Raw genomic sequence first — 22,742 nt, 5'->3', positions numbered from 1 at the left:
ATGAAAAGGGAAGGCTGTGACTCGTTATTTTCTTTTATCATATTTTTGTCCCTTAATCTCAGAAAAAATGCGTAAGTTTGCAATTAGTATATAACCATAAACTATCAAGATGGAAGATTTAAAGAAAGTCTTTGCAGGCAAACTGCTCGGAATTAAAGCTATTAAGTTGCAGCCTAACGACCCATTTACATGGGCAAGTGGTTGGAAGTCACCATTCTATTGTGATAATCGTAAGACGTTGTCGTTCCACGATGTGCGTTCGTTTGTGAAACTAGAGTTGGTGCATGCTATCCTTGAGAACTTCCCTGAGGCTACAGCTGTGGCAGGTGTTGCTACGGGTGCTATAGCACAGGGTATGCTTGTTGCTGATGAGTTGGCATTGCCATACGCATACGTTCGTCCGAAACCAAAGGATCATGGTATGAAGAACCAGATTGAGGGTGAACTGCCTGCAGGTTCGAAGGTTGTTGTTGTAGAAGACCTCATCTCTACTGGTGGTTCTTCCTTGAAGGCTGTTGCTGCACTTCGTGAAGCAGGTTTTGAGGTTGTGGGTATGGTTGCTTCTTATACCTATGGTTTCCCTGTTGCTGAAGAGGCATTCCGTGAGGCTGATGTGAAACTCGTGACACTCACGGATTATGAACATGTCGTAGAAAAAGCACTCGAGACAGGTTATATCAAAGAGTCTGAGGTTACTATGTTACACGACTGGCGTAAAGACCCAGCGAATTGGAAAAAGTAATCTTCTGACATCCCATTGGAAGTAAAGAACCTTTTTGCATAGGAAATGTTTGAAAAGGATTCGATGTAGCGGGCGCATAATTCGTGCGTCCCCGCCATCCGAAACATCCTTCTATAGCGAACAGTTCTCTTCTTTCCAATCCTCCTCTCTTTAACTTCGCAATAAAAATTATCAATGACAAAGTTTGAAAGTAGCGTAAAGCAAATTCCACATTCTCAACAAAGTGTTTACAACACGTTGAGTGATTTAAATAACGTACAGCGTCTGAAAGAACGTCTTCCGGAAGGTTCTATAGGTAACGATGAGATGGACAAGGTGAAAGAAAGATTACAGAATATCACCTTTGATCAAGACTCATTGTCTATGAATGTTGACCCAGTGGGCCAGATTTCTATGCGTATCATAGAACGTGAAGAACCAAAGACAATCAAGTTTAAAAGTGATAACTCTCCGTTGTCATTCAATTTTTGGATTCAGATACTTCCTGTCACGGAGATTTCTTCAAAGATGAAACTCACGATTGACGCTGATATTCCTTTCTTTGCAAAGGGCATGGTGTCAAAGCCTTTGCAAGAGGGCATTGAGAAGATTGCCGATGCACTGGCAATGATTCCGTTTGAATAATATCATTACATGTGGAAACTAAAATTATGATGAGACGTTGTGTTCAATCTGTTCTCTTACTGTTTCTCATCCTATTATCATCATGTGGTGATAGGGTGGACTATGAATACAGTAGCCGTCGTATCTTTTTTACTTTCCATAACGATACGCATCAAGACCCTATCCTTGCCTCTGCGCTCAACTCAATGTCGCCTGGAGTATATTGTATCATACGATATTCATACGTTAGTGGGCGTCATAGCTTCTCTTTTGAGAATAATCAAGGACTGCGGTCGGGCTCTCCTGTGTGGTTTGATGGTATCGATCTTAAACTGGAGAGTTGGAAGCATGTGGGACAGAACAACGGACTTATAGTCGGGTATGGTAATCTTGATGTTCCTGCTCCATTGTATGCATATGACCTACAATGTCCTAATTGCTTTCAGCCGAATGTACTTCCTTTGCGCTCTTATGAATTAAAATTAAGTGGTGATGGCTTTGCCTTTTGTACTAACTGCCATCGTAAGTATAACCTTAATACTGGGGGTAACATCGTGAGTGGCGAGGGGGGTAAGAAACTTATCCGTTATCGTGCTAATTGTACGGGACCAACTGGCGTTTTGGGCGTTAATTAATACTGTGACTTTTATTGTCACTTTCATGGTTGCACACGTGTTTTATATATGTGTGGTACGTTCACCTTCCATCGTAATTAACCCTTTAATCTATAGCCTGAAACGATGTTAAATAGCGAAGGAAATGCACTTTTTTGACTTAAACGATTTGTTGAAGCATAGAACACGTAGGAAGTTTATTGTCAAGCATTGGACGAAATGCAGGAGGCTGAGAAGCGTTTACGTTGGATTTGGTTTGTTCTCCCACGATTGAAAGGATTTGGTCACAGCTATCGGCCGTTGTGTTATGGTATTGTAGAAGCCAATGAATCACGTGTCTACTTGATTCATTCTTCTACTGAGCGAATGGCTGCGAGAGATTACGAATGACGTCTTGCAACATTCTGCTAAGGAAGTGAAAGAGGTGATGGGGCGTAGAATTGAAGCCTTAAAGTTCTGTCTCTTTATGACTCTCTTTGATGCTGTCGGCCCAAGTGATACCTTCGAAAAGATGCTCGAAACCTTCTTTGACGGAGCTCGAGATAGTCTGACCTTACAAAGGAGAGGAAATAAGGGTTGGAGCTCTTCTACCTCTAATAATCAGTCTGCTTAAGAGAATAGCCTAATCTTCCTTTCCCAAATAACGTGATGTGGGTTAACATGTATGGAACGAAGGTTAGACACCACTTGTGCATAACATGAATACGTGTTGTGTGGTGCATGTGCACTAAATGTGTTGATGGTAGAATGTATTGCAACTTGGATACAGGTGGAACACAGTAAAGTCTTGCGAAAAGGATCTGGCTAAAGTCGCACATGCGTATTGAACTCTCTTTTAATGCCTAAAAATATGTTCTTTTGTTCTTATTAATATATGTTATTAGCGAATAAAATCGTACCTTTGCAGACAATAAATATAAATTGAGTATAAAATTTGGTAATTTGTATGTACATCTTACCAGTATTATCACTAAGAATGAATAAGAAAAATACAACTTTCTGGCTGCTGCCATTGCTCTTGTCTTTGGTAGTTACCATGTTTTCAGGGTGTAACAATACCGAAAATTCAGTTATTAACGATGATGATGCACCAGCTGACGCAAAGGGTAGTCTGGTGTCGTTTGGGTTGAGTACAAGTCAATATTCAGAAGGAAGTCCTGCCTCACGTGCTGCAGGAAGCAATGAAGGTCGGGTAGTGTCATCTTCTACCGAAAATCTTGGAAATGGCTTAGAAGCTCTTGTAGAAGTTATAGAAACTGGCCTATATGACAAAAATGTGCTTAAAATCCTTGTAACTATCTAATAATCATTATCTTTGTTTTATTTATATTTTTATGGCAAAAAATCTGCTTTTATTGTGGCTCAAAATCGACTATAAAACGTGGTCATCTTAATGGTAGTCAACGCTGGTATTGTAAGTGCTGTAAGAGGAGCTTTGTTGGACATAATCGCCTTACCAATACCATTGTCAATAATCGTTATTCCAAGGGTAATCTAACAGTCAAAGATCTATCAGAGGAGTACGGAGTTTCAACCAGGACAATTTATAGAAAACTCACCAAATCTTATAAAGAAGAACTTCCCAACCTTCTTGTTCGCCCTGTAGTGGTTTTAATGGATGCCACCTATTGGGGACGTAATTTTGGTGTCGTTATCATGAAGGATTCATTGTCTGGTGATGTACTTTGGTTTAAGTTTATCAATAGGCATGAACGTCTTGAAGACTATAAGGAGGGCATAAGCTACTTGGAGTCACTTGGGTATACCATTCAAGGGCTTGTATGCGATGGTTTTAAGGGACTTAGGCAAGCTTTTCCCAATTATAAATTCCAATTATGCCAGTTCCATCAAGTAATGACTATAAAGACAAAACTAACTTCAAGACCCAAGCTTGAGGCTTCAAAAGAACTGCTTGAATTATCCAAGATGTTATGTCATACGGACAAGGAGTCCTTTATTGGGGCTTTAAAGGAATGGTACACCAAGTGGGAGGATTTTCTTAAGGAACGGACAACAACAGAAGATGGAAAATCACATTATACTCATAAAGCTCTACGTAGTGCTTTTTTGAGCCTTAAAAGGAATATGTCGTCATTGTGGACATACTATGATTACCCTGAATTGAAGATGCCAAATACAAACAATGCCATTGAATCACTCAATGCAGATTTAAAGACAAAATTGAACCTACACAAGGGGATCAGTATGGAAAGAAGAAAGATCTTCATCCAAGACTTTATAAAGTCCCATTCTCCTAAGAAATAAAAGGGGAATGGGAGATTTTAAGCACATTTTTGTCACATAAGAGAAAACGACGCTAAAATAAGCACACTTTTGTCACATAAGCCTAGAAACTCCTACAAAAGCTGCAAAAACGCGTGCTGTGGGTCAAGCTCCTGCAGGAGATTATACTATACTTGCATATCAAGGTACTGAATTGAAGCAAAAATGGGAGATAAACTATACATCAAGCGGCACCTACACAATGAAAGATGGCTCTAATCCAGAGAAATATCTTGCACCAGGTAGTTATAAATTCTATGTCTTTAAGAACCAAGATTTCGAGTTAGAAAATGGTAATTACGTAGCTAAACTTAAGAATGGTGAGAATGAACCTTATTTGTATGAGGATAATGTAACAATTAATAATCAGCTTAAAACAAAACTTACATTTACTCTTAAACCATACTTTGCGAAAGTAAAATTTAAGGTTAAAGCTTTTTCAGCTAAGTTTGATAGAGCTTCTAAAACAGCAAACGGGATGCCATATACAGAACAGACTCCATTTGAAGGTCCAACTAATGGACATTTTGTATATGATGCCAATTCTATCCCTTCAACTATGACACTTAATGCAACAAATGGTACAATAACACCTACAAATAATAGTGCTGCTGGACAAACAAACGACTTTGTTAGCTTTACTGGAAATGTAGTTGATGGTGATAATTCTTATATTTTAAGCAATAATGCAATGTTTTTCTTGCCAGGAACTGATATTACAAAGTTGAAATTCCAATTTAAGACTGGTATTGCTGGTACTATATACAAAAAATCAATTGCAGGTAAATCGCTAAAAATAAGTAAACCTATTACAGGTGGACTAAAAAGCGGTTATGAATATATAGTTTCAACCACAGTTTATTATACTGCTACCTATCTTTTCAGCGATGGTACGGAAGGAACAATGGGAAATAAAGGAAATCGCACACCAATAGCATTATATGTTGGTACACATAATGGTCATAAATTTGCAATTGCTTTGAATGATGCGAAATATCCTGAAAAAGGAGGAGATGGTAGTTGGTATCTTGGTCCTTGGTCAAGAAATAATTCCAATAATGCGACATATTTATATAATATAAATACCCAAACTCCAAAATATGATGGCTATGAAACTACATATGAATCAAATACAACTTGGGCTAATCCATCAGGAGGAAAAGTAAAGGCTAATAATCCAAACTTTGATGCTTTTTATGCTGCAGCACACTATTCTCCAGGTGTAAATTTGACAGGTAGTATTGCAGGTGCTAAATGGTATTTACCAAGTTGGGGAGAATGGGACGATGCTTATAGAACATTTGGCTTTGAATCTATTATAGGTAAAAAAGAAAAAAATGACGAAGTATGGTATTCAAGTGATTTACAATATCAACTTGTACAAATTTTATTCTTACAAGCTGGTGGAAGTCCTGCTGCTGGTTTCTATTGGACAGCCGATACACACGGAAAATCTTATACTATAATGATTCGTACAAAGATTACTAAAAAGCTCGATTGGCCACAAATTAACGATGCAAATAAAACTGATCAATGGGGAGCTACCCGAGCTTTCATTAGGTACTAATAGATAAAACAGACAAACAAGAAATAGAAAATGAGCAAACTTCCCATAGTTTGCTCATTTTTTTATTATTAGTTTTAAAAGCTCTATACTAAACATGGTTATAAATGCTATATAACACAATAGAGATGTACCAAATAAGTACATCTCTATTGTGTTATTTCTGTTTCTTTATAACTCGTAATTATAAATCGTTTCCTTCTCCACCTCCATTATGCTCACCGCCATTGCCGTAATTATTATCTGTTTGGATAGGACTACTTGGATTTGGTTGAACACTACTACAAATCATGCCTACATTCTCAACAGAGAGCACTGTAGTGTTTGGTTGCAAATATTTTTTCTTATTGACTTTCATACCTATCTTGTTAATTAATATTTAAATTACATCCGGTCCTCGGTGTAATTTCGTTGCAAAGTTAATAAAAATAAATGGGATAATCTGTAACCTATCCAATATTTTTATATCTTTTGATTAAGATAATGTTTGGGGTCAATTTCTTATCAGTCCCCTTGTCGTTTTTTGCAGATACTCCGCACATGTAGAGTGTATGGCCTGCATGAGTGATGAGGATGGTAGATATACGTGGTGCGGAGCATTCACACAAGTCTCTCTTTTAGAGCTTTTAGAAATTGGAGTGATATTTTATTTTTTTATCTACCTATTGATAGACAAGTATTATAAACCCTTAAATATAAGTTCTTTGTAATATGGGTAGCTCTTGTAAACTAAGTATTGTTTGAGTAGTCTTTGTTTTACACATTTATATTCCTTAATATTCAGTAAATAAAGGGGTATGAAAGAATAGAACACATAATAGTTATTGATAATCAGATGTTAAACGATATCAATCCGTATTTAGGAAGACTTACCATAGTTCGAAGGTCAAGAAGTAAGTCAAGGAATAAGTATAGAATACTCTCATGATTTATGAGCTTTGTGCGCAGAGTTATTTTTGTCTAAAGCTAATTATGACATAACAAATGTAACATATTATATAGGTGTATTTTGATAAAGTCAAGTAGAAGAAAATCTTAAATAGCGATACCAATCAACCTAATAACTTCAAAAAAGCATGAAAAATTTTGTTAGTTCGGAGATTTAGCCTTATCTTTGCAAGCGGTTTGCCGCAATGGTGGAATTGGTAGACACGAGGGACTTAAAATCCCTTGGCCAGTAATGGCTGTGCGGGTTCGAGTCCCGCTCGCGGCACTTCTTTCTTAAATCTCTATGCGCATGAAGCGAATAGCATACATAATTTTATTCTCCCTGCTGTTAGTTTCTTGTGGTACCCGTAGCGGTTACTTCAAGATGGAGGGACGCTTCTTGCACATGAATCAAGGTGAACTTTATGTTTATAGTCCTGATGGTGGTATTGCTGGTTTGGATACCATCAAGATTGAAGCAGGACGCTTTTCTTACGAGAAGCCTTGTAATAAACCTTCTACATTGATTATTATCTTCCCAAATTATTCCACGCAACCTATCTTTGCCGAGCCTGGTGAAGCGGTTGAGGTGAAAGCGGATGCTTCTCACTTAAAAGAGATGGAAGTGGATGGGACAAAGGATAATAAGTTGATGACTAAGTTTCGTAAGCAGATAGCAAGTGTATCTCCTCCAGAGGAACTCAAGTATGCAATACAATTTATCAACGACCATCCAGAGTCTGTTGTAAGTGTCTATCTGCTCAATCACTATCTTGTTCAAACGGAAGCTCCTGACTACAAACAGGCTGCAAAACTTTTACCACTATTGATAAAAGAACAGCCTGATAATGCCAGCTTGGGACGTCTTCAACGACAATTAACTGAACTTGGTTCTTTACCAATAGGTAGTAAGCTACCAACGTTTTCGGTTAAGGATGTCAATGGGAAGATGGTTAATAATGCGTCATTTCAAGGAAAGAATGTCATTATTATCAATACCTGGGCAGCATGGAGTTATGAGAGTCTTGATATTCAACGTGCGCTGAATGATGCTGTGAAAGCAGGAAAGATAGCTGCGTTGGGTATCTGTGTTGATGCTAATCTTAAGGAAGTAAAACAAACATTAGAGCGCGACGAGATAGAGTTTTCGAATGTTTGTGATGGAAAACTTCTTAATACTCCTTTGCTCAAAACCTTTGGACTTAATACCATACCAGATAATATCGTCATTCGGAACGGAAAAGTTGTGGAAAGAAATATCACTGCTAATACCATCCGTCAGCGTTATAGTACTGATTAAAAACTAATATTGTGCTTGTAAAGACATTCTGTGCAGCTGTCAACGGAATGGAAGTTACCACCGTAACAGTTGAAGTTAGTATAACACGGGGCGTTTTGTTCCATCTTACCGGTCTTGCTGATGGGGCGGTAAAGGAAAGCCATGACCGTATTGCTGCAGCTCTTCTTAATACTGGTTATAAATTTCCTGTAGCCGATATCACCGCCAACCTTGCTCCAGCCGACCTTAAAAAGGAAGGCTCCAGTTTTGATCTCCCACTGGCCATTGCTATCCTTGCTGCCAATGAGAAGATGAACTGTGATCATCTGCGTGAGTTTATGCTTGTGGGAGAGTTAAGCCTTGATGGGACGTTGCAGCCTGTTAAAGGCGTGTTACCCATTGCCATTAAGGCGCGTGCAGAGAAGTTCAAAGGTATCATCGTTCCGAAAGCTAATGAACATGAGGCGGCTGTTGTTGACACCTTAGAGGTCTATGGAATGGATAATATTCTGCAGGTTATTGATTTCCTTAATGGAACATCTTCACCAGAACCTTGTTTCGTAGATACCCGTAAGGAGTTTTATGAGCATCAATACGCTTTCGATCTTGACTTTGCTGATGTGCGTGGACAAGAGAATGTGAAGCGTGCGTTAGAGGTTGCAGCGGCTGGTGGACACAATCTTATCATGGTTGGACCACCCGGAAGTGGTAAGAGTATGATGGCGAAGCGTCTCCCTTCTATTCTTCCCCCCTTATCTCTTTCTGAGAGTTTAGAAACAACTCAGATTCATTCTATCGCAGGAAAGTTGCATCGTGACACAGGATTGATTACACAGCGACCTTTTCGAAGTCCGCATCATACGATTTCTGAGGTTGCACTCGTGGGTGGTGGAGCTAATCCGATGCCGGGTGAGATAACGCTTGCACATAATGGCGTGTTATTCTGTGACGAGCTACCTGAGTTTAATAAACATACCTTAGAGGTGCTTCGTCAGCCTTTGGAGGATCGTCAGATAACCATTTCACGTGCCAAATATACGGTTACTTACCCTTGTAGCTTTATGTTCGTTGCAAGCATGAACCCATGCCCGTGTGGTTATTTTGCTGATCCTACACATCATTGTGTTTGTACGCCAGGGCAGATTCAGAAGTATCTTGCGAAGATTTCTGGTCCACTGATGGACAGAATCGATATTCAATGTGAGATAGCTCCTCTCCCCTTCAAGGATATATCACAAGCAACACCGGGCGAGCCGAGTGCTGCCATCCGTGAGCGTGTTATCCGTGCACGTGCAATCCAGACCGACCGATTCTGCAGTTATCGTAATATTCATTGTAATGCACAGATGACTGAGCGTATGATTCATGAGTTTGCTGAGCCTGATGAGGCTTCAATCAAGTTACTTCGTGATGCGATGGAGCGGCTAAAGCTCTCGGCTCGCGCCTATAATAGAATCTTAAAGGTGGCGCGTTCCATTGCCGATTTGGATGAGTCGGAGAATGTGCAGGTGCAACATATTGCAGAAGCTATTGGGTACAGAAACCTCGATAGAAGTGATTGGGCAGAGCGATGAGACTTGTTCTATGCAACTCGAAATAGGGAATGGCTCATGAATGAGGGGAAAAAGTGAAGGAGGTATTGGTATTCGAAGGATAAATAAAAAGATAGTTGTAAAGAAATCTTTGCGCATCTAATCATTTAGATACGCTAAACTAATAAATAAGAAAAGAAATGCTATTAACGATTAAAAAAATGAGAAAGCACATGAGACAGGTATTTGCTTTTGTATTAATGCTGTTTGTTCAGACAGTAATAGCACAGACTGGTACGGGTTTGATGCCAGTAAATTGGGATAAAATAAGGGCAGAGGTGGAAACTAATCCGCAACATATAAAGCTATTAATAGATTCTTTATTAAATGTCGATGTTGACACGACACTGACTGCAGACGACAAAATGTTGATTGTGTACGGAAATACTTACCTAACTAAAGGACGTGATTTGAGTTTGGAACATGAGATGCAGCAGATACGTGACAAAGGACAATTTCGTAAGGCAGCTGACATCGCAGATAAAATTCTCGCTATCAACCCACTTAATACAAATGCCATTGTGTCTAAGATTTATAACTTAAGGACCCAATCTTATGTCGATCCGGATTCGGCACAGATGGTAACTGATAGTCTTCGGGTTTATACTGTCCGTTTATTGCGTATCCTTGATACCCTATTTATGACTGGTGATGGCAGCAAAGAACATCCTTTCTCTGTAACATCGAAAGGTGATGAGTATAATCTTGTGGAATTCTTCTTTGGTATTCATAAAATCGATGATAAGATGGTTGAAGGAAATAGTGACCATTTTGTCTTAGGTGAAACAAATGCGTCTTATCCTACACCTGATATCTATTTTGATGTGAGCCGAATTACTGAAATGGAGAATTCTTTGTCGGAACCGAAAAAGGAGGAATGAGCGAGAAGAAAAAGTAAAAGAGCACTTCGAAAAGTAAAAATATTAAAGTTCCAAGTTTCAAGGATAATTAAGTTTCCTGTCACTCCTGTCATTTATATAGATGCGTAACTTGTTATATTCTAGTGAGGTGCATGAAATGTTAAAAGTGACAGCAAACAGAAATAAAACTTTTCTTTAGAATCTGTAAGCGTATTACGCCCATTTAAGAATACTTCTCACGTCAAAGTTTAGAGCAATTTATTCGCTCTTCGTTCACTTCTCGCTACCTATTCCTACTGAGCTGAAGAATGGCTTATTCAACCACAATCATTCCATCCTTGTTTATTTTCAGATGAGGCTTTTTCTTAGGTGTAATTGTTTGCTTCTTTGTTGAGTTGGCAGGCGTTGTTTTGCGACTTGCAGTTTTCTTATTGTTTGCAGAAACAGGTCGATTAGGATGTGTGACAGCAACTTTCTTCTGTTCAATAATATAAAAAGCAATAAAACTTCAATTATTGCCCATTTCATCGATAAATTTCACGGTTATTGAAGTCATATTTTAATATAGAGCAAAAGCTTATTTGCTTATTTCTAAACAGATTAATGCAAGGTATAAACTGCTGTAGAAAAGCGTGATAAGGACTCTTTTCTTAGACGCTTAAAGTTTTTTAGATGTTAATACTTGTTGTTAAAGCTTATAATGGTTATTGTATTTATTTGTATATTACGTGTTCTAACTTCTTGATAATCAGTAAAGAGTATTTGTAATTTCTTCTCATATCCTTTTATTATCTATTATAAAGCCTTATTTTCGTGTATCTTTGCATACATCTTTTAGAAAAGATGTTTCTGCTTACATAGACAAGAATAATTTTAAAAACATAAATCAAATTAACAATCATGAAACCATTGCAAACTGAGAGCAGTTCATGGCACAAAGTTCTTGCCGTATTGGTGGGACTCATCTGCACATTGAACGTAGCAGCTCAAAAAATCAATGTAAAAGGTTCGGTAACTGACCCGCATGGTGAGCCCGTCATCGGTGCAACCATTATGGAGGAGGGTACCAAGAATGGTGTGGTGACAGATATCGATGGAAACTTCACGCTATCTGTTGCAAGTCCTAAATCGCGACTTCGTGTGACCTATATCGGTTATAAGACACAGGAGTTGCCTGTGAATAATCAGACCGATTTCAAAATCAAGTTGCAGGAAGATGCTGCCAATCTTGATGAGGTCGTTGTCGTTGGTTACGGTACGATGGATAAGAAGGAGTTGACTTCAGCTGTATCTCACGTATCAGCACGTAACTTCACACAGGTAGCAAGTGTAGACCCATCAATGATGATTCAAGGTAAGGTCGCTGGTGTTAGTATTACCAATACAGGCTCTGGTGACCCTAATAATCAGGCAAGTATTCAGATTCGTGGTGTCTCATCCCGCGCAGCAGGCTTGGGTCCATTGATTGTTATTGATGGTGTACCAGGTGGTAACCTTACTAATATTAACCCAAATGATATCGAAAGCTATGACGTCCTCAAGGATGGTGCAGCTTCTGCTATCTATGGTACACGTGGTTCTAATGGTGTTATCCTCGTGACAACAAAGAAGGGATCGCGCGACGGTAATCTTCATACAACTTATAATGGTACAGTAGCTTTCGACGTTATCAAGAAAGACCTCGATATGCTTGATGCTGCAGAGTATCGTGCTAATCGCTTGGCATCTGGTACAGGTTACGACCTTGGAGGTGCAACTGATTGGATGAAGGAAGTAAGCCGAGTAGGTGTACGTACGGTTCACACGCTGACTTTCAGTGGTGGTAATATTAAGTCTAATTACCGTGCATCTGTTGATTATCGTGATGCAAAAGGTATTGATAAATATTCTGGACGTCGTGAGTATGGTGCACGTGTCTCTTTGAATCATACAAATAAGAGTGGTCTTATTACTTTCGGTTTAAATGTTGCACCTCGTATTGCTTATCGTAAGAATGCAACTTGGGATGTATTCCGTAACGCAATGGAAGCCAATCCTACCACTCCTGTATTCGATCCACAGAACCCTACATTGTATTATAATTTCAAGGGACAGCCTGCAGAATGGAACCCAGTAGAGCAGGAGAAGAGACGTAAAGATACTGGTACAACAAAGTTGATTGACTGGGATGGTACCGTTAAGTTGAATCTCTTCCCATTGTTATTGACTAATCCTGGAAAGCAGGTGTTGACTACACAGTTGACATTCGCTGACCATCAGTATGATAACTATAACCAGTGGTTTAGCCCATCAACCAACACCCGTACTATTAATGCAGGTCGTGATGGTGAAGCTTCACAGAACTATAAAAAGGAGTCTCTCCAAAGTTTGGAGTGGATTAATAACTATAGCAACTCTTTTGGTAATCACAACATTAAGGCTATGTTTGGTTACTCTTATCAAGAGGCATTGTACTCTGGCTTCAATGCTGAGAACAAGGACTTCCCTAATGATGCCTTAGAGGATAATAACCTTGGTACGGGTGCTTACATGAAGGATAAGGACGAGTTGGGTATGGGTTCTTATAAGAATGGTAATAAGCTGATAGCTTTCTTCGGTCGTATAAGCTATGACTGGAAGAGTCGTTATATGGTTACTGCTTCTTTGCGTCATGAGGGTTCAACAAAGTTTGGTGAGGATTATAAGTGGGGTAACTTCCCTGCTGTATCAGCTGGTTGGCGCATCTCTGACGAAGCATTTATGGCAGGAACAAAGAGTTGGTTGACCGACCTAAAACTTCGTGCAGACTATGGTGTTACTGGTAACCAGAACTTTGATAGCTATAAATCGCTTGACACAATGCAGGGTTTCGGCTACTATATGTATAATGGTAAGTCTTATCAGGTATGGGGTCCTGGAAAGAATCCTAATAAAAAACTCCATTGGGAGAAGGGTAAGAACTGGAATATCGGACTTGACTGGGCATTGTTTAATGGTAATCTCTATGGTTCATTTAACTATTACAGCCGTAAGCAGCAAGACCTCCTTGGTGATTATACAGTACAAGTTCCTCCTTACTTGTTTACAACAACATTCGTGAACGTAGGTACAATGCGTAACTATGGTTTCGAGTTTGATATTACATGGAATGCTATTAAGACAAAGGATTTCTCTTATACTGTGAATGTGGTTGGCTCTACAATGGGTAATAAGTTTGTGAGTTTCAGCAACGAACAGTATGAAGGAAGAAGCTATGAAGACCGTGTAAGTACGCAGGAGCCTTATCCATTCCATTATTTGCAACGCCTTGAAGAGGGTAAGCGTGTTGGTAACTTCTATATGTTGAAGTATGCTGGTATCGACCCACAGGGCCGTTGGATTGTCTACGATAAGGATGGTGATAAGATCTTGGCAGATAACGCAACCGAGGAAGATCGTCAGTATGTGGGTAATGGCTTGCCAAAGTTCACGGGTTCAATGACTCACAGTTTCCGTTATAAGAACTTCGATGCAACACTGTTTTTCCAAACAGCACTTGGCTTCGATATCTTTAATATTCATGACTTCTACTATGGAATCAAGAACTTCCAAGGTAATGTAATGGATAAGGCATATAGCAAGAACCTCGCAGTAACACAGAATCCAATTGTTAGCGACTACTTCCTTGAGCCTGGTGACTACCTGAAACTGTCTTCTTTTAGCCTCGGTTACACACTGAATCTGAACAAGAAGTACATCGATGCAATTCGTATCAACTTGACAGCAACCAACCTCTTTACGATTACTAAGTTCTCTGGAATTGACCCATCAACCTATCAGGTGAATGGTCTTGAGCCAGGTGCAACAGGTTCTCGCTCTTACTACCCATCAACTCGACAGTTTATGCTGGGTCTGCAGGTTGACTTCTAAATAATAAGAAAACTTTTTTAGACATTGAAAGAACAATGAATAAGATATATAAATATGCTGCTTTGCTAATGATGCCAGCAGCATTGATGACAACTTCCAGCTGTACAGACTTAACGGAAACACTGTACGATCAGGTTGCTTCAAAGAACTATTACAATACAAAGGATGATGTTATCCGTGCGGTACTTCGTCCGTTTGAGCATGGATTCTGGAGTATCCAGAGCCGTCAGGTACTGAATGAAGAAACTGCTGACCAGCTGATTACCCCTACTCGTGAGGACTGGTGGGATGACGGTGGACGCTGGGCAGACCTTCATCAACACAAGTGGGACAATAAGACTGGTGAAGCACAGTCTGAGTTCAATGGCTGTTATCAGGGCATTGGGCAGGCTAATAAGGTAATTGAAGACCTTAATAACCTTACTGCTTCAAAGTTTGGTTTCTCAGAGGAAGAGTTCAATAACTTGAAAGCACAGAACCATGTATTGCGTGCTTGGTTCTATCTTCGCCTCTTAGATGCCTTCCGTAACGTTTATTTATCTACCAGTTTCTACGACCAATCAAAGAACTCTAAAGAGCAGGTTCAGCCTAAGGAAATCTTTGATTTTATAGAGAAAGACTTAAAAGAAGCGCTTCCGTTGTTGACAAAGAAGACTTCTTTGGGTGGTAATCAGAAGTTAGAAGGGCAGTGGACACAGGCTGGTGCGGCTGCATTGTTGGTTCGTCTGTATATGAATGCTAAGGTTTATGTTGGCGAAGACCACTTTGCTGATGCCGAGAGATATGCTCAGGCAATCGTAGATGGTACGTATGGAACATACGCTGTTGCGGACCGTTGGGATGCAGCTTTCGACTGGGATAATGAGACTTGTGATGAAGTTATCTTCGCATTCCCTGGTTCTGCGGGTGAAACTCACTGGCACTATAAGGGTGATTTGTACTGGTGGTCAGTTCCATCTAAAGCAAATGAGTGGCTGAACGATACAAAGAACAAGGAGGGGTCACATAATATTAAGTACTCTGCTTCACCAAGTTATAACCCTAAGGGTGAGAAATATACTTTCGAGTTGGGTATGCCTATCGCACAGTTCAAGAAGTATCCATCTGATGTTCGCTTGAAGATGTATACCAATCTTGGTAATGGTCGTCGTGAAGGTATGTTCATCTATGGTAAAATTAAGTACACTGATGCTGATGGTAACCAGCAGTATCTAAAGGATCACCACGGAACTTATGTACTTGATATCCGCGATGCAGTAGGTGTCTTTGGTGCAACAGACGGTAGTAAGTGGTTGTCAACAAGCGAAAGTAGCATCAAGCATGGTGATGATAACTCTGGCTGGATGTTTGCTAAATATCCACTCTACTCTGATAACGAGAAGGCTCAGCAGCTTGAAGCAGACTATTGCGAGATTCGTTTGCCAGAGATTATCTATAGCCTTGCCGAGTGTAAGCTCCGCAGTGGAGATGCTACAACGGCAGCAAAACTGCTGAATACGGTTCGTAAGCGTAACTATCCATCATCTGACTGGTCAACAGTTCTCTATGCTCCAGAGGGTTCTGCAAGTCTCGATATGAAAGAGATGTTGGCAGAATGGGGCCGTGAGTTCTTCGCAGAAGGTCGCCGTCGTGTTGACTTGATTCGCTTTGGCAAGTTCCAGGATGCATGGTGGGACAAGGAAGCTGATGCTGACAAGCACACCGAGATATTCCCATTCCACCCAGAAATCATTGGTGCTCATAAGGGAATGAAGCAGAATCTGGGTTACTAATGATGTTTAACGACTAAAAGCTATTATGGATATGAAAAAGTTAATGAAATATGGAATGTATCTGTTGTTAGTGCTTCTTGCGCCAGCCTCATTCCAGTCATGCAACGATGATAAGGATATTGTGGTCATAACAGAAGAACTTCCACTGAAAGTTGACCATCTCTATATGGTGGGTGATGCTACTCCAGCTGGTTGGAACATCGGTGATCCATACGAGATGACACGCGATACAGAGAATAAATATCTCTTTACTTATCATGGTAAACTAAAGACTGGCGAGATTAAGTTGCCACTCTCAAAGGGTGATTGGGGTGCTACATTCGTTTACGCTCCTGCTGCTAATACTGAAATCAGCGATAAAGGTGTTGCCAGTGATGCGATTGATATTCGTAAGGGTGGTGCTGATAATAAGTGGAAGGTGACAAAGACAGGTATCTATACCTTCGCTGTAGATCTCCGCACACGTAAGCTTACTGTTACTTATGAAGGCGAAGAACCTGCAGGTCCAATCCTTCCTATCGAGTCTGAATGGTTGTCATTCATCGGTAATGCAACGCCATACGGCTGGGATATTGATGGCTTGAAAGCAAAGGTACAGGATGGTTCTGCTAAGTTTGCTAAGACCTCATCTAATCCATTACAGTTCACTTATGAGGGTCATCTTAACTTAGGTGAGTTCAAATTGTCATTTGACAAGTCAGATGGATGGAACAACTTGATTCAGGCACCTGTAGCTGATTGTGAGTTCAACCATGATGGTCCTGCAAAGCAGGGAATGGTTGTTGGTGGCGATGACAATAAGTGGAAAGTGACAGAAGCTGGTACTTATACCATTGTATTCGACCTCACAAAGCATGAAATCAAGGTAACGAAGTTTGTCGCTGATGCTCCTGCTCCAGCTGCACCAACACCTTGGGACACTGAAAGCGTCTATATGATTGGTAGCGCAACTCCTGCTGGTTGGGTAACTGATAATGGCGTTGCTTTCACGAAGTCAGGCGATCATATCTTCTCTATTGAAGTTCAGTTGGCTGAGGGTGAAATGAAGTTTATGCTCGATAAGTCTGGTTTCTCAGGTGATAAGCCTTATTTCTTTGCTCCAGAAGAGAATACTATAATCAATGAAACGGGTGTAGCTAAGGATGCACTTGTTTATGGTACAGAAAGTTCTTATGGTGACAAGAAGTGGAAAGTTACTAAGGCTGGAAAGTATAAGCTGACACTTGACTTGAAGAACAAGAAGTTCAAGGCAGAATACATAAGCGCATAACAGAGTTTAAAAACATAAATAACCGGTTAGCTGGTGCTCCAATGCATGGGTTTTGTAAGTATAATGCATGGATTTTATTAGGCTAAAGGCACACAGCTACCGGTTAAAACTACTTATGATAGAATAAAACAATGAAGAAATATATTTTAGCAAGCTTGGCTTTCGCTGCTCTTCTGACAAGTTGTAACAGCAATGAATGGGACGTAACCAGCGATCTGAGCGTTGATAAGACTGACCCAACAGTAGGTCTTACACCTGTTGCAGAGGCTGAAGGTATGGACTATGCGCCACTTTACTGGAGTGTATATGGTCATCTTCGTGCACAAGAAAAGGCTGGATCATTCCCAAATATCTTTACTGAGCAAGATTGGGATGAGGCTGCAGACTATGTAGCAACCAATCTCAAATCGCATGGTTATGACATGCTTGTTACTGATGGTTTTGCTTCGATGAGTGGTGATGATGGTTACATGACACGTTATAGCCGCACAGCGAAAGATGAGCGTTCGCCAGAGGTCCCATTGACTACTATTGTTGCTAAGTTGAAGGCAAAGGGGCTGAAACTCGGTGTTTACGATAGTCCATTCTGGTATCATTATACCAATCCTGATGCTGTTATTCCAGGAACAGATGGTATTAAGGTGAGCAGTCTGGCTTATGATCCAACAAAAGATAAAGATATCAAGCATCCAAACTCAAGGGATCAGTTTGGTTGGGTAGTAACAGATCACCCAGGTGCAGAGCAGTATTTTGAAGGATTCTTCAAGCACTATTCTGATTTAGGTGTGAAGTTTGTACGTATGGACTTCCTCTCTTGGTATGAAGATGGTATGAACTATACTGACGTTATCGATAAAGGTTATGGTCGTGAGCGTTATGTAAAGGGTATGCAGTGGATTAACAAGTATGCACAGAAGTATGGCGTATATGTTTCTCTCGTAATGCCTCACCTCCGCAATAATGCTATTATCGAGAAATATGCGGGTAATATGGTACGTATTGACGCCGATGCACTTGAGGGTTCTTGGTATCGTTTCTCTGATAATAATCGCGGTAACCTTCGTGGTGGATGGCCAAACTCTGAGAATGCTTTCGACGGTTTCATCAATTGGTCAAAGATTTCTGGCCGTAAGAAGATTCGTCTTGACGGCGACTTTATTCGTATCGGAAGCTATGCTGATGATAATGAGAAGATGTCGGTTATCTCTCTTCCTTTGATGGCAGGTGGACCAATCTCTATCACAGATATGCCTACAGGCAACGACTTGAAGTTCTTCCAGAATGATGAGATGCTTGCTTTGCAGAAGGATGGTTTCGTTGGTCAGCCATTAGAGCGTAACCTCTGGAATACTGATGGAGAGGTATGGTATGGTCAGATGAGGGATGGCTCTTGGGTTATCGGTCTCTTCAACCGTGATCAAGCAGCAGCAACTCGTTCTATTGACTTGACAAAGGTGGGAATTACTGGTACTTGGTCTGCACGTGACCTTTGGAAGCATGCTGATGAAGGAACTGTAAGTGATAAGATTGAGGCGATCATTCCTGCACATGGCTGTAAGATTATCAAGCTAACAAAGTAAGACTAGCTCTCTTCCGTCCCTTTATAGGGACAGAGCTATTATACAAATCGAACCAGTTGGAAGCATCCAGCTGGTTCGATTTCTTTATGTTCTATGTTCAAGCTAATAGGCTTATTTCGCAAACCGATTAGGTTAGATGTATTCTCGATACACCTTATTATATATGTGCTAACCCATTTCTATTGTCCCATCCTTATTCACTTTCAATCGCGGCTTGGGCTGTGGTGCAGCTGGTTGAGGCTTCTGTTGTCTTACAGGAGCAGGTTTATGTTGTGGAACAGGCTTAGCTTTAACAGGTTTTGGTGCCGTTGTCCGTTGCCTAGCGGGAGCTTTCCTCGTAGGTTGATGAGTAGCTGCATTCTTCTTATTGGGTACTATTCTGCTCTTCATCTCACCACCAACATAAGTACCATTAGGTCCTTTCGTCCGATACGCATAGAATGTGCTTTTAGGGAGATATACAGTATCTTCGATACATAGACCATCATCGTAACGTGCGTGTTCGATAATCTTTTGCCCAGTATCATCGTACACGTAGGTCATTCCCTGTAGTAGTCCATTCTCGTAGTTCTCAATGTATTCAAGATAAGGATTTGCACTGGGACAATTCATCTTTTGGTACTTGATGAGCTTACCCTGCTTCTTCCCTTTGCTGTAACTCACGATACTTTCGATGTTACCAAACGCATCGTAATACTTCACCTGTCCATCCCTTAGACCGTCCTTATAGTCTTCTTCCATGGAGAGGCTCCCATCCTCCTTATATGAAACACAGTGTCCTTCTAATAACCCCGTCTTCTTATCCCTATAAGTAATCGACTTTATCTGTCCATTGTCATAGGTTTCTACTATCTTCTTCACCTGTGCGTTACACGCTAAAGGTAGTGCGATAAGGAGGAGCAGAAGAACTTGAATCTTTCTCATACTATACTCGTGCTTAATACTCATTGCTTTAGTATCTTGTGTTCAGTCGCAAACTTATACTCATACTTCAGGTAGCCTTCCTTCAAAGTAAGGCTTGCGATGTAGTGTTCATCATCAGTTTCACTGTTCTCCTTGGTCGCTCTGAACCATATCTTCTGATTATCTCTTATAATGCCACCTATCTTCATTGGAAGCTCAAGAGAGTGTGTCCAGAGAATCACCCCATTAGTGTTCCGAAGTTGAAGAACCGTTGGTGCATCCTCCGAGATACTAGCATTATACTCTATAAGGATATACTTCGAGTCTTGGTAATCAATCTTTGTATTGAAGCCAGCAAACCAATCTGTTATTGCATTATGACTAATCATTCGACCGTCACCACGCGGAGTATCTGTCACACCATATAGGAAGTAACCAGCGTCTTGAGGGTCTCCTAAGTGATACATGAAGCGTATTCTCCATAATCGGTTTAGGCCTTTTTGGCTAGAGGATTCGCTCGCTTCCTTTCGATCTAATATATAGAATACACTATCGTGAACCTCTCCATTGAGTTCAGAAGCAGGTAGTTGCTGGGCGTATTCATAGGCTTCCTCCGTATAAAGACGGTCTGTGGCGGGGAAGTAATAATAGGTCTCTGCCATATTGTTGGTGACTTTGAAGCCCTCACCTACGCCCGCCGTACTAGCGTGGTCTTCGTAGGTATCAGAGATAAATGCTACTGATGAGATACCACTTGACATCGCTTTTTTATTGGCGAAGATAGTCTTTGAGACATTCTTTAGTGTGAGTGTCTGTGGGTCAATCTCGAGTATAAACTGGCTAGGAATCGTGATATACCACTTCTTGGCTTGGTTCAGATGTTGTATCTCAAGCATGTGGAAAGCTGTCATACCAATCTTCCTTGCATCGTCATCACTGATGAGAAGTTTGTCAGCTAACACCTTTCCGCTATCCGGATCGATAAATCCATAATAGTAACCATTCGATGAGGTTCTATTGTTGTAGAATGTGTTATGGAAACGGCGATCGGTTAGATAGAAGAAACAAACACGTCCGTCATGCTTCACTGGGACGATGGCTTTATAAGTGTCATCTACGTTGAGGGAGTCGTCTGAACTAAGGTCTGGACTGGAAGAGTGGAACCCGAAGAGCATAATACAGAACAGAAAGAATAAGACACCACCGATGATGACGAATGCTCGTATCGCATTGCTCATAGAGACGTTAGCGTCTCCTTTAATGCGCGTGAAGCCCCCATCGTCAAAATGATGCTTAACATGAATGGTTATATCATCGTCATCTAAGAAGTATTCCGTTCCACAGTTTTTACAGCGATAGAGCTTTTCATCCAGTTGAATATGCTTTTCACTACCGCAGTTCGGACACTTTATAGGTCTTATCTTTGTTGACATTTTCTTACAGAATCAGTGCTTATGATTGTTTCTTATAGTGGATGGCTAGATAACTCAAGACGCCTTCTACAGCCGTAAAGATAGCGAAGAGGATAATCCACCAGTTGTCTTTTACGCTGCTCGGAGCCACTAGTCCACTGCCAAACTCTATGATGCTGGCAAAGAGGAAGAGCATTCCTAGGCTCAAACGATGTGTTCGTTCTGCACCAAGAGCAAACAACATGACCACCAACAGGGTGTTAACAATGATGGCAGCACTCGTGTAGAGCATGTTTGCTAAGGGGTAAACAGAGAGAACCAGACCTGCAATGATGTTGACAAAGAGGATGGCTATGGCGGGAATTAGGACTTTATTCATAATTTAGAAAGTATTTCGTTCTTCTTTTGCTCGTATTCTTCTGCTGTGATGAGCTGCTCGTCAAGTAACTTTTTGAGCTTCCGCAAGCGTTGAGAAGGGTCACTGCTTGCACCTCCCGACTTGAATATGTCTTGTGCTAACTGCAGTCCGGCACCCATTTGCAAACCAGCTCCTGCCAGTCCACCTTGGTTCTTTGCAGCATCACGCAAGGCTCCTAACTTCTGCAACTCGGTGTAGTCTAGGTCTACTTCGGCTGCTGCTTGCTTCTCAGTGGCCATATTTGCAATGCGCCCAATACGTTCCATCGTATCGTCATCGAATGTGACTGATGCAATACGGAAGTCGGTTAACTCTAGACCAAGGCGTGATAACTTCTCTGACGTCTTCTCTCGTAATTCATTAGAAAGCTCTTCTAAGTGCGTATCCACCTCTTTGTAAGGGTATGCTTTGACTGCCAGAAAGTTGGTGAGTGGCGTTATGATGCGTGAAGAAACAAGTTCCTGCACATCCTCTACATAGTAGTTTGCAACGGTACCAAGCACCGTAACGAACATTTGTGATGCGTCTTGAATCCTTACGGAGAAGTTTCCACAGGCTCCAAGTGCCACTGGTAAGTTGTAATAGGGTTCTATATACTTCACTGGTGAGGCTGTTCCCCAAAGGATATTCACCATCTCTGCCGTGCGGAAGAAGTAGAACCTCATCTTGTGTTCGCTCTCTGTTTGCTGTGCAAGATTGAGCAGTGAAGTGATAAAGGGATGATTAGCGGTTTCCATGTCATAGATGCCGGGTTCAATAAGGGTGCCTTTTACCTTTCCATCATAAATGATAATACAACCTTGTCCCGGAGCAACGATAAGTTTACTTGCGTTCTTTATTTCATCTGTAGTAGTTTCCAATTGATGAAATAATAGGTTAGTTTTCTGCTCTTTCCATTCTATGACAGTTCGCAGTTGGCGTTTGAAAAAATCTTTTATTCCCATAGCTTTATTGGTTCTTCTTCAAATTCGTTTAATAATTGCTGTGTAATAAGTTATGATGCCTACTTTAATTCTAATATGCAAATATAATGAT

General features: G+C 40.6%; 19 protein-coding genes, 1 tRNA gene and 1 pseudogene. 16 read left to right on the top strand and 5 right to left on the bottom strand.

The window, feature by feature from the left end:
* Nucleotides 1-109: 109 nt before the first annotated feature.
* From pyrE to J4856_RS11890, 8 genes and pseudogenes are all read left to right on the top strand, one after another.
* A complete protein-coding gene (gene pyrE, locus J4856_RS11925; protein WP_025837737.1) occupies nucleotides 110-742 on the top strand; it encodes an orotate phosphoribosyltransferase in 633 nt (210 codons plus the stop codon).
* A 174-nt stretch (nucleotides 743-916) separates the two neighbouring features.
* A complete protein-coding gene (locus J4856_RS11920) occupies nucleotides 917-1,366 on the top strand; it encodes a hypothetical protein (protein WP_025837739.1) in 450 nt (149 codons plus the stop codon).
* A 29-nt stretch (nucleotides 1,367-1,395) separates the two neighbouring features.
* Nucleotides 1,396-1,980 (top strand): hypothetical protein, encoded by a 585-nt coding sequence (locus J4856_RS11915; RefSeq protein ID WP_025837740.1) that lies wholly within the window; start codon nucleotides 1,396-1,398, stop codon nucleotides 1,978-1,980.
* Between the two features lie 186 nt (nucleotides 1,981-2,166).
* Nucleotides 2,167-2,349: pseudogene (locus J4856_RS13365) on the top strand (DUF1810 family protein); the annotation flags it as partial.
* Between the two features lie 4 nt (nucleotides 2,350-2,353).
* Entirely contained in the window at nucleotides 2,354-2,572 is a 219-nt protein-coding gene (locus J4856_RS13360) for a DUF1810 family protein (RefSeq protein WP_072904667.1), read from the top strand.
* A gap of 363 nt (nucleotides 2,573-2,935) precedes the next feature.
* Nucleotides 2,936-3,262, top strand: a complete 327-nt coding sequence (locus J4856_RS11900) for a hypothetical protein (protein ID WP_065367684.1) — start codon at nucleotides 2,936-2,938, stop codon at nucleotides 3,260-3,262.
* Nucleotides 3,262-4,224, top strand: a complete 963-nt coding sequence (locus J4856_RS11895) for an IS256 family transposase, variant Zn-binding type (protein ID WP_428842430.1) — start codon at nucleotides 3,262-3,264, stop codon at nucleotides 4,222-4,224. Before J4856_RS11900 ends, J4856_RS11895 begins: the two co-directional genes overlap by 1 nt.
* A 118-nt stretch (nucleotides 4,225-4,342) precedes the next feature.
* Nucleotides 4,343-5,809: a hypothetical protein gene (locus tag J4856_RS11890; RefSeq protein ID WP_065367685.1), complete on the top strand. Its 1,467-nt coding sequence runs from the start codon at nucleotides 4,343-4,345 to the stop codon at nucleotides 5,807-5,809.
* 181 nt (nucleotides 5,810-5,990) lie between these two features.
* Here J4856_RS11890 and J4856_RS11885 read toward each other — a convergent pair whose 3' ends face one another.
* Entirely contained in the window at nucleotides 5,991-6,164 is a 174-nt protein-coding gene (locus tag J4856_RS11885) for a hypothetical protein (protein ID WP_156766839.1), read from the bottom strand.
* A gap of 769 nt (nucleotides 6,165-6,933) precedes the next feature.
* On the opposite strand from J4856_RS11885, the gene J4856_RS11880 reads away from it, so the two are divergent.
* The 8 genes from J4856_RS11880 to J4856_RS11845 all read left to right on the top strand — a co-directional run bounded on the left by J4856_RS11880 (nucleotide 6,934) and on the right by J4856_RS11845 (nucleotide 18,974).
* Nucleotides 6,934-7,019, top strand: a tRNA-Leu gene (locus J4856_RS11880).
* Between the two features lie 18 nt (nucleotides 7,020-7,037).
* Complete coding sequence (locus tag J4856_RS11875; RefSeq protein ID WP_065367686.1) at nucleotides 7,038-8,033, top strand: DUF4369 domain-containing protein; 996 nt, start codon at nucleotides 7,038-7,040, stop codon at nucleotides 8,031-8,033.
* A gap of 11 nt (nucleotides 8,034-8,044) precedes the next feature.
* A complete protein-coding gene (locus J4856_RS11870) occupies nucleotides 8,045-9,586 on the top strand; it encodes a YifB family Mg chelatase-like AAA ATPase (protein ID WP_065367687.1) in 1,542 nt (513 codons plus the stop codon).
* A gap of 191 nt (nucleotides 9,587-9,777) precedes the next feature.
* Nucleotides 9,778-10,485: a DUF4919 domain-containing protein gene (locus tag J4856_RS11865; protein ID WP_025839262.1), complete on the top strand. Its 708-nt coding sequence runs from the start codon at nucleotides 9,778-9,780 to the stop codon at nucleotides 10,483-10,485.
* An 879-nt stretch (nucleotides 10,486-11,364) separates the two neighbouring features.
* Nucleotides 11,365-14,352, top strand: coding sequence for a SusC/RagA family TonB-linked outer membrane protein (locus tag J4856_RS11860; RefSeq protein WP_065367688.1), 2,988 nt, complete (start codon nucleotides 11,365-11,367; stop codon nucleotides 14,350-14,352).
* Nucleotides 14,353-14,387: 35 nt separating this feature from the next.
* Nucleotides 14,388-16,124, top strand: a complete 1,737-nt coding sequence (locus J4856_RS11855) for a RagB/SusD family nutrient uptake outer membrane protein (RefSeq protein ID WP_025839260.1) — start codon at nucleotides 14,388-14,390, stop codon at nucleotides 16,122-16,124.
* 31 nt (nucleotides 16,125-16,155) lie between these two features.
* Nucleotides 16,156-17,394 (top strand): SusF/SusE family carbohydrate-binding protein, encoded by a 1,239-nt coding sequence (locus J4856_RS11850; RefSeq protein WP_025839258.1) that lies wholly within the window; start codon nucleotides 16,156-16,158, stop codon nucleotides 17,392-17,394.
* A 131-nt stretch (nucleotides 17,395-17,525) separates the two neighbouring features.
* Nucleotides 17,526-18,974 carry an alpha-galactosidase gene (locus J4856_RS11845; protein ID WP_025839256.1) on the top strand — a complete coding sequence of 483 codons (1,449 nt, stop codon included), beginning with the start codon at nucleotides 17,526-17,528 and terminating at the stop codon, nucleotides 18,972-18,974.
* A 168-nt stretch (nucleotides 18,975-19,142) separates the two neighbouring features.
* Here the strand turns inward: J4856_RS11845 and J4856_RS11840 are convergent, their stop codons facing one another.
* Genes J4856_RS11840 through J4856_RS11825 form a run of 4 tightly spaced genes read right to left on the bottom strand, consistent with a single transcriptional unit; the run spans nucleotide 19,143 to nucleotide 22,651 of the window.
* On the bottom strand, nucleotides 19,143-19,898 hold the full coding sequence (locus tag J4856_RS11840; RefSeq protein WP_025839254.1) for a toxin-antitoxin system YwqK family antitoxin: 756 nt from the start codon (nucleotides 19,896-19,898) through the stop codon (nucleotides 19,143-19,145).
* A 20-nt stretch (nucleotides 19,899-19,918) separates the two neighbouring features.
* Nucleotides 19,919-21,310 carry a TFIIB-type zinc ribbon-containing protein gene (locus J4856_RS11835; protein WP_065367689.1) on the bottom strand — a complete coding sequence of 464 codons (1,392 nt, stop codon included), beginning with the start codon at nucleotides 21,308-21,310 and terminating at the stop codon, nucleotides 19,919-19,921.
* A 19-nt stretch (nucleotides 21,311-21,329) separates the two neighbouring features.
* Nucleotides 21,330-21,668 (bottom strand): hypothetical protein, encoded by a 339-nt coding sequence (locus J4856_RS11830; RefSeq protein ID WP_025839251.1) that lies wholly within the window; start codon nucleotides 21,666-21,668, stop codon nucleotides 21,330-21,332.
* A complete protein-coding gene (locus J4856_RS11825; RefSeq protein WP_065367690.1) occupies nucleotides 21,665-22,651 on the bottom strand; it encodes an SPFH domain-containing protein in 987 nt (328 codons plus the stop codon). Before J4856_RS11825 ends, J4856_RS11830 begins: the two co-directional genes overlap by 4 nt.
* Between the last annotated feature and the right edge of the window lie 91 nt (nucleotides 22,652-22,742).

The organism is Prevotella scopos JCM 17725 (assembly GCF_018127785.1).
In the GTDB taxonomy this organism is placed as follows: Bacteria; Bacteroidota; Bacteroidia; order Bacteroidales; family Bacteroidaceae; genus Prevotella; species Prevotella scopos.
This window is presented reverse-complemented; position numbering and strand designations above follow the sequence as displayed.

Excerpts from the sequence above, each read along its gene's own strand:
- pyrE (WP_025837737.1), top strand. The coding sequence starts at position 110 with ATGGAAGATTTAAAGAAAGTCTTTGCAGGCAAACTGCTCGGAATTAAA.
- J4856_RS11920 (WP_025837739.1), top strand. The coding sequence starts at position 917 with ATGACAAAGTTTGAAAGTAGCGTAAAGCAAATTCCACATTCTCAACAA.
- J4856_RS11915 (WP_025837740.1), top strand. The coding sequence starts at position 1,396 with ATGAGACGTTGTGTTCAATCTGTTCTCTTACTGTTTCTCATCCTATTA.
- J4856_RS11900 (WP_065367684.1), top strand. The coding sequence starts at position 2,936 with ATGAATAAGAAAAATACAACTTTCTGGCTGCTGCCATTGCTCTTGTCT.
- J4856_RS11885 (WP_156766839.1), bottom strand. The coding sequence starts at position 6,164 with ATGAAAGTCAATAAGAAAAAATATTTGCAACCAAACACTACAGTGCTC.
- J4856_RS11875 (WP_065367686.1), top strand. The coding sequence starts at position 7,038 with ATGCGCATGAAGCGAATAGCATACATAATTTTATTCTCCCTGCTGTTA.
- J4856_RS11865 (WP_025839262.1), top strand. The coding sequence starts at position 9,778 with ATGAGACAGGTATTTGCTTTTGTATTAATGCTGTTTGTTCAGACAGTA.
- J4856_RS11860 (WP_065367688.1), top strand. The coding sequence starts at position 11,365 with ATGAAACCATTGCAAACTGAGAGCAGTTCATGGCACAAAGTTCTTGCC.
- J4856_RS11855 (WP_025839260.1), top strand. The coding sequence starts at position 14,388 with ATGAATAAGATATATAAATATGCTGCTTTGCTAATGATGCCAGCAGCA.
- J4856_RS11850 (WP_025839258.1), top strand. The coding sequence starts at position 16,156 with ATGAAAAAGTTAATGAAATATGGAATGTATCTGTTGTTAGTGCTTCTT.
- J4856_RS11845 (WP_025839256.1), top strand. The coding sequence starts at position 17,526 with ATGAAGAAATATATTTTAGCAAGCTTGGCTTTCGCTGCTCTTCTGACA.
- J4856_RS11840 (WP_025839254.1), bottom strand. The coding sequence starts at position 19,898 with ATGAGAAAGATTCAAGTTCTTCTGCTCCTCCTTATCGCACTACCTTTA.
- J4856_RS11835 (WP_065367689.1), bottom strand. The coding sequence starts at position 21,310 with ATGTCAACAAAGATAAGACCTATAAAGTGTCCGAACTGCGGTAGTGAA.
- J4856_RS11830 (WP_025839251.1), bottom strand. The coding sequence starts at position 21,668 with ATGAATAAAGTCCTAATTCCCGCCATAGCCATCCTCTTTGTCAACATC.
- J4856_RS11825 (WP_065367690.1), bottom strand. The coding sequence starts at position 22,651 with ATGGGAATAAAAGATTTTTTCAAACGCCAACTGCGAACTGTCATAGAA.